The organism is Pseudarthrobacter sp. 10T415 (assembly GCF_056394175.1).
Genome location: NZ_JBFTHJ010000001.1, coordinates 44788 through 57012, shown reverse-complemented (window position 1 = coordinate 57012; position 12225 = coordinate 44788). Strand labels below are relative to the sequence as shown.

8 protein-coding genes are annotated in these 12225 nt (G+C 65.2%); 2 read left to right on the top strand and 6 right to left on the bottom strand.

Going from position 1 to position 12225, the window contains the following annotated elements:
• Positions 1-3 precede the first annotated feature (3 nt).
• Entirely contained in the window at positions 4-3345 is a 3342-nt protein-coding gene (ileS, locus tag AC1DBN_RS00285; RefSeq protein ID WP_477722411.1) for an isoleucine--tRNA ligase, read from the bottom strand.
• Positions 3346-3724: 379 nt separating this feature from the next.
• Here ileS and AC1DBN_RS00280 point away from each other — a divergent pair, with 379 nt between their 5' ends.
• Positions 3725-4768 (top strand): endonuclease/exonuclease/phosphatase family protein, encoded by a 1044-nt coding sequence (locus AC1DBN_RS00280; RefSeq protein ID WP_314216682.1) that lies wholly within the window; start codon positions 3725-3727, stop codon positions 4766-4768.
• A gap of 46 nt (positions 4769-4814) precedes the next feature.
• Here the strand turns inward: AC1DBN_RS00280 and AC1DBN_RS00275 are convergent, their stop codons facing one another.
• Positions 4815-5576: an SDR family oxidoreductase gene (locus tag AC1DBN_RS00275; protein WP_091720766.1), complete on the bottom strand. Its 762-nt coding sequence runs from the start codon at positions 5574-5576 to the stop codon at positions 4815-4817.
• A gap of 148 nt (positions 5577-5724) precedes the next feature.
• On the opposite strand from AC1DBN_RS00275, the gene valS reads away from it, so the two are divergent.
• Entirely contained in the window at positions 5725-8343 is a 2619-nt protein-coding gene (gene valS / locus AC1DBN_RS00270; RefSeq protein WP_091720768.1) for a valine--tRNA ligase, read from the top strand.
• 346 nt (positions 8344-8689) lie between these two features.
• Here the strand turns inward: valS and AC1DBN_RS00265 are convergent, their stop codons facing one another.
• The 4 genes from AC1DBN_RS00265 to AC1DBN_RS00250 form a co-directional block, all read right to left on the bottom strand.
• The gene (locus AC1DBN_RS00265; RefSeq protein WP_477722410.1) at positions 8690-9304 is read right to left on the bottom strand and encodes a mycothiol-dependent nitroreductase Rv2466c family protein; all 615 of its coding nucleotides are present in this window, start codon (positions 9302-9304) and stop codon (positions 8690-8692) included.
• A gap of 73 nt (positions 9305-9377) precedes the next feature.
• A complete protein-coding gene (gene clpX, locus AC1DBN_RS00260; RefSeq protein ID WP_056079756.1) occupies positions 9378-10658 on the bottom strand; it encodes an ATP-dependent Clp protease ATP-binding subunit ClpX in 1281 nt (426 codons plus the stop codon).
• 176 nt (positions 10659-10834) lie between these two features.
• Positions 10835-11494 carry an ATP-dependent Clp protease proteolytic subunit gene (locus AC1DBN_RS00255; RefSeq protein ID WP_015937343.1) on the bottom strand — a complete coding sequence of 220 codons (660 nt, stop codon included), beginning with the start codon at positions 11492-11494 and terminating at the stop codon, positions 10835-10837.
• A gap of 40 nt (positions 11495-11534) precedes the next feature.
• Positions 11535-12155 carry an ATP-dependent Clp protease proteolytic subunit gene (locus tag AC1DBN_RS00250; RefSeq protein WP_015937344.1) on the bottom strand — a complete coding sequence of 207 codons (621 nt, stop codon included), beginning with the start codon at positions 12153-12155 and terminating at the stop codon, positions 11535-11537.
• Positions 12156-12225: the final 70 nt, after the last annotated feature.

Genomic DNA, 12225 nt, shown 5'->3' with positions numbered 1-12225 from the left:
GCCTTAGGCCTCCACTTTTTCTACGACGACGGCGGGCTCGGGCACGTCTGCCGGTTCGGCCGTCAGGTCTACCGTCAGCGTCTCCCCCTTGACCAGTTCCGCGTTGGCCTCCAGGGCGTCCACGACGTTCTGCGCGGCGGTAACGGTGGTCCGGATACGGTCGCTGACGTTGAGCCCGGCGTCCTTGCGGGCCTGCTGGATGGCGCGGACCATGTCGCGGGCCAGGCCTTCCGCTTCAAGCTCGGGGGTGACCTCGGTGTTGAGGACGACGAAGCCGCCGCCGGGCAGGACTGCGACAGCAGAGGATGCAGAGGACGCGGCAGCACTGCCGTCGGACTCTGCAACCACCGTCTCGAGGGTGTATTCCTGTGGCTCGAGCTGCAGGCCCCCGGCGGTGACAACGCCCGAGTCATCCACAGACCAGTCCCCGGACTTGGAGCCCTTGATGGCCAGCTGGACGTTCTTGCCAAGGCGCGGCCCTGCGGCGCGGGCGTTGACTACCAACTTCTGCTGGATGCCGAACTCCTCCGGGGAGGCAGTGGCGGCGTCGAGGAGGCGGACGGAGCGGATGTTCAGTTCGTCCGCGACGACGGCGGCGAAGCCTTCCAGCGCGTCCGCACCGGGTGCCACCACGGTGAGTTCCTGCAGCGGCAGGCGGACACGCAGGTTGGCGGCCTTGCGGAGCGAGGATCCGGTGGAGCAGATCTGCTGCACCTTGTCCATGGCGTCCACGAGGTCCGGGTTGGCCGGGAAGAGGTCCGCGTCCGGCCAGTCGGCAAGATGCACAGAGCGGCCGCCGGTCAGGCCGCGCCAGATTTCCTCGGTGACCAGCGGCAGCAGCGAAGCAGCGGCACGGGACACAGCCTCCAGGGCAGTGAACAGGGCGTCGAAAGCATCCTGGTCCTCGTCGAAGAACCGCTGGCGGCTGCGGCGGACGTACCAGTTGGTGAGCATGTCCAGGTAGCTGCGCAGCGCGTCGCAGGCGCCGGAGATGTCGTAGTCGTCCAGCCGCTCCGTCATGCTTCGGACCAGGTCTCCGGTGTTGGCCAGGAGGTACTGGTCCATGGTGTCGGCGTACCCGTCGTACCGGAGCTTCGCTTCGTAGCCGTCCCCACCGTTTGCTGCATTCGTGTACAGCGTGAAGAAGCTGTAAACGTTCCACAGCGGCAGGATGACCTGGCGGACGCCGTCGCGGATGCCCTGCTCGGTGACGATCAGGTTGCCGCCGCGAAGGATGGGGCTGGACATCAGGAACCAGCGCATGGCGTCGGAGCCGTCACGGTCCAGCACTTCGGACACGTCCGGGTAGTTCCGGAGGCTCTTGGACATTTTTTGCCCATCGGAGCCCAGCACGATGCCGTGGCTGATGACGTTCCGGAACGCCGGCCGGTCGAACAACGCGATGGACAGGATGTGCAGCATGTAGAACCAGCCGCGCGTCTGGCCGATGTACTCCACGATGAAGTCCGCGGGGTTGTGGGTGTCGAACCAGGCTTCGTTCTCGAACGGGTAGTGGACCTGGCCGTACGGCATGGAGCCGGAATCGAACCAGACGTCCAGGACGTCCTCCACGCGCCGCATCACGGACTGTCCCTCTTCCGGGGTGCGGGGATCGTCCGGGTTGGGCCGGGTCAGTTCGTCGATGAACGGACGGTGCAGGTCCACCTGGCCGTCCTTGTTCAAGGGGAGGCGGCCAAAGTCCGCTTCGATCTCCGCGAGGGAGCCGTAGACGTCGGTGCGCGGGTAATCGGGGTCGCTGGACTGCCACACGGGGATGGGGCTGCCCCAGTACCGGTTGCGGCTGATGGACCAGTCGCGGGCATTTGCCAGCCATTTGCCGAACTGGCCGTCCTTGACGTTGCCGGGGATCCAGTTGATCTCCTGGTTCAGCTCGGACATGCGGTCCTTGAACTTGGTGACCTCCACGTACCAGGAGGACACCGCACGGTAGATCAGCGGGTTGCGGCACCGCCAGCAATGCGGGTAGCTGTGCTCGTAGCTGGCCTGGCGGACCAGGCGGCCCTGGGCGCGGAGCACCTGGGTGATGGGTTTGTTGGCCTCGAAGACCTGCAGGCCGGCGATGTCGTGGAGGTCGCCGTGCGTGAACAGCGGCAGGAACTTCGCGCCTTCATCGACGGAGAGGACCACGGGGATGCCGGCTTCCTCACACACCTTCTGGTCGTCTTCACCATAGGCGGGAGCCTGGTGGACGATGCCGGTGCCGTCAGTGGTGGTCACGTAGTCGGCCACGAGGAAGCGCCAGGCGTTCTCCATGCCGTACTTTTCATTGTCACTGAAGTCGTCCCAGAGCCGCTGGTACTGCAGCCCCTCAAGTTCGGTACCGGTGTGGGTGGACACCACTGCCGCTTCCGCGTCTTCGAATCCGTCGTAGCCGAGGTCCTTGGCATAGGCGCCGATGAGGTCCGCAGCGAGGAGGAAGGTACCGGTCACAGGGGCATCGGCGGATGCAGCCTTGATGCCGTTGGGTCCGGCGGGCAGCACGGCGTAGGTGATGGAAGGCCCGACGGCGAGCGCGGCGTTGGTGGGAAGGGTCCAGGGGGTGGTGGTCCAGGCGAGGGCCTGTACCCCTGCCAGCTGCCGGGAGAGTTCCGAATCACCCGCGAGGATGGGGAACGTGACCGTAACCGTCTGGTCCTGGCGGTTCTTGTAGACGTCGTCGTCCATGCGCAGCTCATGGTTGGACAGCGGTGTCTCGTCCTTCCAGCAGTAGGGCAGGACGCGGTAGCCGTTGTAGGTGAGGCCTTTCTCGTGGAGCTGCTTGAAGGCCCAGAGGACGGACTCCATGTACTCGACGTTGAGCGTCTTGTAGTCGTTGTCGAAGTCCACCCAGCGGGCCTGGCGGGTGACATACGCGCGCCATTCGTCGGCGTACTTCATCACAGAGGCGCGGCAGGCGTCGTTGAATTTGTCGATGCCCATGGCTTCGATCTGGGTTTTGTCGGTCATGCCCAGCTGCTTCATTGCTTCAAGCTCTGCAGGGAGGCCATGGGTGTCCCAGCCGAAGCGCCGCTCAACGCGCTTGCCGCGCTGGGTCTGGAACCGGCCCACCAGGTCCTTGGCGTAGCCGGTCAGCAGGTGGCCGTAGTGCGGGAGGCCGTTGGCGAACGGCGGACCGTCGTAAAACACGAATTCGTTGCTGCCGGGCTCGCCGCCGGGCAGGTCGGCGCTGCGCTGGTCGATGCTGGCCTGGAAGGTGCCGTCCCGGTCCCAGTACTTCAGGATGCGCTCTTCGATCTCCGGAAACTTCACGGAGGCGGAAACGCCTGCGCGGCCGTCGGACGGGCCGCCGCTGGTGGAGGCTGAGGCCTTGGGATAATACGTCATTCTCGACATCCTGGGTTGAGCTGGGCGAACCGGCAGTTGCCGGACACTTTCCGGGATGCGAGGACGGCTCGCTGTGCGGTCCAAGGACTGCACGCTTACCGCGGTACCACCTCACTTACCGGCGCAGTGTGTTCCACAGGAACTGTGCTGCCCCGGCCTCTCATTACTGCTGTAACGGGCTTACCCGTCCGGTTCTACTGGCACGCCCCGCGGACGGCGGGTGGTGCGTTCTTCCGGAAGCTCACCGGTGATTGCCGGGTCATAGCCTTTGATGAGTCTACTATCGGGTCCGCCTGCATTTCCATTCCCCGGGGCCGGCTCATGGCGGCGCACCGGTCAGCCGCGGGTTCGGGCGCCTGCAGTGCCTAGACTCACTTCCATGACTTCTTCCGGCCGGCGGGTCCCCGCACGCGTCCCTGTCGTGTGCACGTGGTTATCGCTCCTGGCCGCAGTGCCGATGCTGGTGATGTCCGTTTTCCGGGCGGTCGGCGCGGAGTGGCCGGTCCTGGTGGTCCAGCTGCTCGCCTTCACGCCATGGCTGGCGGTCCCTGCGGCCGTGGCCCTTGTCCTGTCGTTGTTCGGAGGACGGAGATGGCTGCAGCTGGTGACGGCAGGGCTCCTGGTGTGCCAGCTTTTCTGGCTCTTTCCCCTGGATGTTGCCCGCCCCTCCCCCGCGGCTGCCGCAGCGCCGGCGGCGTCGCCAACGGAGCAGCAGCCACCGGCCACGGTGGAGCTGAACGTCATGAGCATCAATTCCCAGTTTGGCCGGGCGGACGCCGCCACCATTGTCCGGCTGGTGAGGGAGAAGAAGGTGGCGCTCCTCGCCGTCCAGGAACACTCGCAGGATCTCCAGGAACGGCTGGCCGCTGAAGGCCTCGGTTCGCTGCTGCCCCACAGGATCAGCCAACCCACGGATGACGGCGCTGGCAGCGCCGTGTACTCAAGCCATCCGCTGGAGCCGGTGGGTTTGCTGCCGGACACCCCGTTCCTGATGCCGACGGCCAGGATCACGGCCACCGGAAGCGGGGGTGGTGCCAGTGCCGTGCTGGAACTGACCAACGTCCACACCCTGCCGCCTGTGGACACCCGGGTGGGTCAATGGCGGAGCGATCTCAAGGCCTTGTCCCGGTTGGCGGAACGGCCCGGGCACAGGCTGCTGATGGGTGATTTCAACGCCACCTACGACCATGCAGAGTTCCGGAGCCTCCTTCGGGCCGGAGAGGACGGCCTGGTGGACGTGGCTGCGGCCGCCGGGTCAAGGCTCCTGCCTACGTGGCCCATGGATGGCACGCGCCTGCCCGGCATCGCCATCGACCATGTGGTGACAAGTCCCCGGGTTGGCAGCAGCGGCTACCAGGTCCACGGGGTTCCGGGCACCGACCATGCGGCCATCTTCGCAACGGTGGCGGTTCCGGCTGCCTGAACACCCGTGAATGCTGCGCGGCTATGGCACTGGCCTGCCGGCGGGCTCAGCCCTTGCGGATGAGCTTGTGGTTGGCGGCCTGGGCAACCGGCCGGATGACTATTTCGTCCAGGTTGACGTGGTGCGGGACGCTGACGGCGTACCGGACGACGTCGGCCACGTCCGCCGCGGTCAGCGGCTTCTCCACGCCTTCGTAGACCTTGTCCGCGGCCTGTTCGCTGCCCAGGCGGTTGAGCGCGAATTCCTCGGTCTGCACCAGGCCGGGCGCCACTTCGATCACCCGGATGTTGTTTTCCACTTCCTCCAGCCGGAGCGCATTGGTGAGGGCGTGCTGGGCGAACTTGGCCGCGTTGTAGCCGCCTCCGCCTTCGTAGGCTGCAATCGCGGCAGTGGAGGTCAGGTTCAGCACCGTTCCCTCGCCGTTGGCACGGAGCATCGGCAGGAACGCACGGGTCAGCTTCATGGTGCCCAGCACGTTGACCCGGTACATCCACTCCCAGTCCGCGGTGCTGGCTTCCGCCACCCGGTCCGCGCCGCGGGCGCCGCCGGCGATGTTGATGAGCGTATCGATACCCCCGGCAGCGGTGACCTTTTCCACCAGCCGGGACACGTCGTCGTCCTCGGCAATGTCAGCGGGAACGGCGACGGCGCCGGTCTCGGCCTCCAGCGACGCGAGGCGGTCTTCGCGGCGGGCTACGGCGAACACCGTCCAGCCTTCCGCGCGCAGGGCGCGCACCGTCGCTTCACCAATGCCGGTGCTTGCGCCGGTCACCAGGGCTGCCTTGCTGTGCTGCAATTCGTCAGTCATGGCACCACCCTAACGGGAGGTTCCCGCATCGGGCGGACCGGGCGTTACACAGCGTCAAGGGGACGCCCCCGGGCCGGATCTACGGCAGGATGCCGCCGTGGCCACGGGCGTTTCTCCGGGATTGAACGGAGCATGAAAGAATTGCCCAATGGCTGAAGACATACAGGGTACAGACACGCCCACCACCGCCCCCATCAACGTTCCCGACAAGCCGGCACTGGAAGGCCTCGAGGCTGCCCTGACCCGGCGCTGGCTGGATGAAGGAACCTACAGGTTCAACCCGGACACCACCCGGGAGCAGGTCTACTCGATCGACACTCCCCCGCCGACGGCGTCGGGCTCGCTGCACGTGGGCCACATGTTCTCCTTCACGCAGACCGACGTCCAGGCGCGGTACATGCGGATGACCGGGAAGAACGTCTTCTACCCCATGGGCTGGGATGACAACGGGCTGCCCACCGAACGCCGGGTGCAGAACTACTACGGTGTGCGCTGCGATCCCGCCATCCCGTACAACGCCGACTACCGGCCACCGGCGCAGCCTGCCAAGAACCAGCGCGACTTCGACGTCGTGTCGCGCCAGAACTTCATCGAGCTGTGCGAGGAACTGGCCGTTGAGGACGAGAAGGTCTTCGAAAACCTGTTCCAGACCCTCGGCCTGTCCGTCGACTGGAACCTGACCTACCGCACCATCGACGACACCTCCCGCGCGGTGTCCCAGCGCGCGTTCCTGGCCAACCTGGCCGCCGGTGACGCCTACATGGCCGAGGCACCCACCCTGTGGGACGTCACGTTCCGTACCGCCGTTGCCCAGGCCGAGCTGGAGGACCGCGAGGTTCCCGGTGCCTACTACCGCTACCCCTTCTTCACCGAGGCCGGCGACAAGATCTTCATCGAGACCACCCGCCCGGAGCTCCTGGCCGCGTGTGCCGCGCTGGTGGCAAGCCCCGACGACGAGCGGTACCAGCCGCTGTTCGGCAAGACCGTGCGGTCTCCCCTCTTCGACGTCGAGCTTGAGGTCAGGCCCCACCCGCTGGCCAAGGCTGACAAGGGCTCGGGCATCGCCATGGTGTGTACCTTCGGAGACCTTACCGACGTCACCTGGTGGCGTGAACTCCAGCTGCCAACCCGCGCCATCATGGGCCGCGACGGCCGCATCATCGCCGAAACGCCGGACTGGATCACCACCGAGGCCGGCAAGGAAGCCTACGCTGCGATCGCCGGCAAGACGGCGTTCTCCGCCAAGGAAGCAGTGGTGGAACTGCTCGGCGCTGCGGGCCTGCTGGACGGCGAACCGAAGAAGATCACCCACCCGGTGAACTTCTTCGAAAAGGGCGACAAGCCGCTCGAGGTTGTGACCTCACGCCAGTGGTACATCCGGAACGGCGGCCGCGACGAAGAGCGCCGCGAACGCCTGATCGCCAGGGGCCAGGAGATTAACTTCCACCCGGCCTTCATGCGCTCCCGCTACGAAAACTGGATTGCCGGCCTGAACGGTGACTGGCTGGTATCCCGCCAGCGCTTCTTCGGCGTGCCCATCCCCGTCTGGTACCCGCTGGACGCCCAGGGCAACCCGGACTACGACAACCCCGTCCTGCCCTCCGATGACATGCTTCCGGTGGACCCCGCAGCGGACGCAGCCCCGGGCTTCGACGAATCCCGGCGCGACCAGCCCAACGGCTTCACCGGCGACGCGGATGTCCTGGACACCTGGGCCACGTCCTCGCTGACCCCGCAGATCGTGGGCGGCTGGAGCCGGGACGAGACTCTGTTCGACAAGGTCTTCCCCTTCGACCTCCGCCCGCAGGGCCACGACATCATCCGCACCTGGCTGTTCTCCTCCGCTGTCCGTGCCGATGCACTGCAGAAGACCGCACCTTGGAAGCACGCAGCAATCTCCGGCTGGATCCTGGACCCGGACCGCAAGAAGATGTCCAAGTCCAAGGGCAACGTTGTGGTACCCACGGATGTCCTCAACGAGTACGGCTCGGACGCCGTCCGCTACTGGGCGGCCTCGGCCCGCCTGGGCGCCGACACCGCCTACGAGATCGCCCAGATGAAGATCGGCCGCCGCCTGGCCATCAAGCTCCTGAACGCCTCAAAGTTCGTGCTGAACCTCGGTGCCACCGAGAACTCTGTGGTGTCCGGCGATCTTTCGGTGCTGACCAACAAGCTGGACCGTGCCCTGCTGGCCCAACTGTCCGACGTCGTTGCTCAGGCCACGAAAGCATTCGATAACTACGACTACGCCCGGGCCCTGCAGCTGACCGAAACGTTCTTCTGGCAGTTCACGGACGACTACGTGGAACTCATCAAGGACCGTGCCTACGGCGCGGCCGGCGAAGCGGAGCAGGCATCGGTGCTGGCGGCCCTGGCCACCACGCTGGATACGCTGCTGCGCCTGTTCGCGCCGTTCCTGCCGTTTGCCACCGAGGAAGTCTGGGGCTGGTGGCGCACGGGCTCGGTTCACCGCGCCGCCTGGCCGGCCGGCGTCGAGGTGGATGGCGACACCACCATGCTCGCCACCGTCGGTAACGCCCTGAGTGGTGTCCGCAAGGCAAAGTCCGAGGCAAAGGTGAAGCAGCGGACCGAGGTCCTCTCTGCCACCATCAGCGCCTCGGAGGCTCTGACCACCCAGCTGAAGGCCGGCCTGTCCGACCTCAAGGCGGCGTCCAACGCCCGGGAGATCACCCTGGTGGTGGGCGAAGGGGAACTGACCGTGAGCGACGTGACCCTGGCTGCCCCTGAGGAGACAGCGGCCGTCTAGTCCGGTGCACGCCCTGTTTCAGGGCAAAGGGGAAGCCCCATCAGCGTTTTGCCGTTGGTGGGGCTTCGACTTTTTCGGCCATCTCGTGACGAACTTGATGGTCTGGCAGAATCCGGGGATTTCCAGGTCTTCCTACCTCGTCACTGGTAGCTCGTATCCGGCTTCGCCAAAGGCTGCGTCGAATACATTTCACTGGATCTTTGGTTCCTGCGTCCCCCTTCTTTCGAAGTTGGTAAGAACTATTTTGATCCTGTGCGCAGGCATGCACAAGGGCCCCGGAAGAACTACATGGGAGTAGTTCTTCCGGGGCCCTTGAAGTCTTCAGCGGCGGCAGCCGCGCGCCGGCTCAGCCGAATTCGGGGCGTTCGGTGCGGCTGCGCTTCAGCTCGAAGAAGTGCGGGTAGGAGGCCATGGCAGTGGTGGCATCCCACAGCTTGCCGGCCACCTCACCGCGCGGGATGCGCGTGAGGACCGGTCCGAAGAATGCCGTTCCGTTGAAGGCGACCACGGGGGTGCCGACGTCCTGGCCGACGAGGGAGATGCCTTCTTGATGGCTGGCCCGGAGCTTGGCATCGTAAGCGTCAGACTCAGCAGCCTCTGCCAAGGAGGCGGGAAGCCCGCACTCGGCCAGGGCCTTGGTGATCACGACGGTACGGTCCTTCTCGCCGCCTTCGTGGATCAGGGTGCCCATGGCGTCGTAGAGAGCCTTGACGGTGGCGTCGCCGTGTTCCTGCTGGGCCGCGATAATCACGCGGACCATGCCCCACGCGTTGTCCATGGACTTGCGGTACTCGGGGTCGAGGTCGCGTCCTTCGTTGAGGACTGCCAGGCTCATGACGTGCCAGACGGTTTCGATGTCGCGGACGGCTTCCACCTCGCCGATCCAGCGCGAAGTGATCCAGGCGAACGGGCATAGCGGATCAAACCAGAAGTCGGCCCGGTTCTTGGCGGTTTCAGTCATGGCTAATCCTTCAGGTAGGGGTGGCGGCGCAGGCGGCAGCCACCGCTGACGGGGGTGTTGCGGGCAACGTGGCTCAGGCGGACTTCCGCCGCTTGGTCACGTGCGGGATCATGGTGGGCTCGGCGCCGCGGAGGACGACATCCTCGGTGATGACCACGCTGGCCACGTCTTCCCGGCTGGGAAGATCGAACATCACCGGAAGCAGGACTTCCTCGAGGATGGCACGCAGGCCGCGGGCGCCGGTGCCGCGTTCCAGGGCTTGGTCGGCGATCGCATCCAGGGCGCCGTCGTCGAAGACCAGCTCCACGCCGTCAATCTGGAACATCTTCTGGTACTGCTTCACCAGTGCGTTCTTGGGCGTGGACAGGATCTGGATCAGGGCGTCCCGGTCCAGGTTGGAAACCGTGGTGATGACCGGGAGGCGGCCAATGAACTCTGGGATCAGGCCGAATTTGAGCAGGTCCTCCGGCATCACTTCGCCGTAGGAGTCCACCTTCTTGCTCGCGTCGTTCAGGGGTGCGCCGAAGCCGATACCCTTGCGGCCGGACCGGGACCCGATGATCTCTTCGAGTCCGGCGAAGGCACCTGCCACGATGAACAGGACGTTGGTGGTGTCAATCTGGATGAATTCCTGGTGCGGGTGCTTGCGTCCGCCCTGCGGCGGTACCGAGGCAACAGTGCCTTCGAGGATCTTCAGGAGCGCCTGCTGAACGCCTTCACCGGAAACATCGCGGGTGATCGAAGGGTTTTCGCTCTTCCGCGAGATCTTGTCGATCTCGTCGATGTAGATGATGCCCTGCTCTGCCTTCTTGACGTCGTAGTCCGCGGCCTGGATGAGCTTCAGGAGGATGTTTTCGACGTCTTCGCCGACATACCCGGCCTCGGTCAGTGCTGTGGCGTCGGCGACGGCGAACGGCACGTTGAGGCGGCGGGCGAGGGTCTGGGCGAGGTACGTTTTTCCGCAGCCCGTGGGGCCGATCAGCAGGATGTTCGATTTGGCGATCTCGACGTCGTCGTGGTGGCCGCCGTCGCCGAGGTTCCCGGACTTCGGCGCGTGGCCGGCCTGGATGCGCTTGTAGTGGTTGTAGACCGCCACGGCGAGGGACCGTTTGGCCGGTTCCTGGCCAATGACGTATTCCTGCAGGAAGTCGAAGATCTCCCGCGGCTTGGGCAGTTCAAAGCTGCCAAGGTCGGCGACCTCGGCGAGTTCCTCTTCGATGATTTCGTTGCACAGTTCGATGCACTCATCGCAGATGTAGACACCGGGCCCGGCAATGAGCTTCCGCACCTGCTTCTGGCTCTTTCCGCAGAAAGAGCACTTCAGCAGATCCGTGCTCTCGCCAATCCGAGCCATATGTGAACCCCTTAGTATCCTGCTGCCGCGCAGCTTGCACCCTTGCTGGAATCTTCCCCGGACCGTGCGGGCCGGTTTGTGACAACTTCCACTCTAGGTCACATTGGCTCCCAAGGGTGGAAGGAAAAGGCCGGCGGGGCCAAAATGAACTGGCCCCGCCGGCCTTTTGGGTACTGCTACCTCGTAATTGCCTGAGGTTTGATCTTGCGTGAATCCAGGACCTGGTCGATCAGGCCGTAGGACTGTGCCTCTGCCGCGGTCAGGATCTTGTCGCGCTCGATGTCGTTGTTGACCTGCTCGGACGTCCGGCCGGAGTGGTGGGCGAGGGTGTCCTCGAGCCAGGACCGCATGCGCATCACTTCGGCCGCCTGGATCTCGAGGTCCGATGCCTGCCCGCCCTGGCCGCCGGACAGGGCGGGCTGGTGGATCAGGACGCGGGCGTTGGGCAGTGCCAGGCGCTTGCCCGGGGTACCTGCAGCGAGCAGGACGGCTGCGGCGCTGGCGGCCTGGCCCAGGCACACCGTCTGGATCTCCGGGCGGATGTACTGCATGGTGTCGTAGATGGCAGTCATTGCCGTGAACGAGCCGCCGGGAGAGTTGATGTACAGGGTGATGTCGCGGTCCGGGTCAGTGGACTCGAGCACCAGCAGCTGGGCCATGATGTCATCGGCCGAGGCGTCGTCCACCTGTACACCGAGGAAGATGATGCGGTCCTCGAAGAGCTTGGTGTACGGGTCCTGGCGCTTGAAGCCGTAAGGTGTGCGTTCCTCGAACTGCGGCAGGACGTAGCGGCTGGACGGAAGATTACCGGCAGACCACCCGAAGTTGTAGTTCATAGTTATTGCTCCTGATCGAAAGGGTTCTGGTAGCCGGGAATTAGTTCTCGGAGGACGACTGGCCGGAGCCGTTGGAGGTTCCGCCGCCGCCGGAGACGGAGCCCGCGTGCGCGGCGATCTTGTCGAAGAAGCCGTACTCGAGCGCTTCGGCGGCCGTGAACCACTTGTCGCGGTCGTTGTCCTTGAGGATGGTCTCAACGGTCTGGCCGGTCTGGTCGGCGGTCAGCTCTGCCATGACCTTCTTCATGTGCAGGATGAGCTCAGCCTGGATCTTGATGTCCGAGGCCGTGCCGCCGATGCCGCCCGAGGGCTGGTGCATCAGGACGCGGGCGTTGGGGGTCGCGTAGCGCTTGCCCTTGGTGCCGGAGGACAGCAGGAACTGCCCCATGGAAGCGGCAAGGCCGGTAGCCACGGTGACGACGTCGTTGGGGATGAACTGCATGGTGTCGTAGATGGCCATGCCGGCCGTCACGGATCCGCCGGGAGAGTTGATGTACAGGTAGATGTCCTTCTCAGGGTTCTCGGCGGAGAGGAGCAGCAGCTGCGAGCAGATGGCGTTGGCGTTGTCGTCACGCACCTCCGACCCGAGCCAGATGATGCGCTCCTTCAGGAGTCGGTTGTAAATGTAGTTGTCCTGGGCTGCGGGATCGACGGTCGCCATCCGGGGGGCCTCTTGGTGCTGTGACATGTTTACTTACCTCTCGCTGGTGACGGTGACATCACTGAAAATC

Coding starts and splice junctions, on each gene's coding strand:
- ileS (WP_477722411.1), bottom strand. CDS start 3,345: ATGACGTATTATCCCAAGGCCTCAGCCTCCACCAGCGGCGGCCCGTCC.
- AC1DBN_RS00280 (WP_314216682.1), top strand. CDS start 3,725: ATGACTTCTTCCGGCCGGCGGGTCCCCGCACGCGTCCCTGTCGTGTGC.
- AC1DBN_RS00275 (WP_091720766.1), bottom strand. CDS start 5,576: ATGACTGACGAATTGCAGCACAGCAAGGCAGCCCTGGTGACCGGCGCA.
- valS (WP_091720768.1), top strand. CDS start 5,725: ATGGCTGAAGACATACAGGGTACAGACACGCCCACCACCGCCCCCATC.
- AC1DBN_RS00265 (WP_477722410.1), bottom strand. CDS start 9,304: ATGACTGAAACCGCCAAGAACCGGGCCGACTTCTGGTTTGATCCGCTA.
- clpX (WP_056079756.1), bottom strand. CDS start 10,658: ATGGCTCGGATTGGCGAGAGCACGGATCTGCTGAAGTGCTCTTTCTGC.
- AC1DBN_RS00255 (WP_015937343.1), bottom strand. CDS start 11,494: ATGAACTACAACTTCGGGTGGTCTGCCGGTAATCTTCCGTCCAGCCGC.
- AC1DBN_RS00250 (WP_015937344.1), bottom strand. CDS start 12,155: ATGGCGACCGTCGATCCCGCAGCCCAGGACAACTACATTTACAACCGA.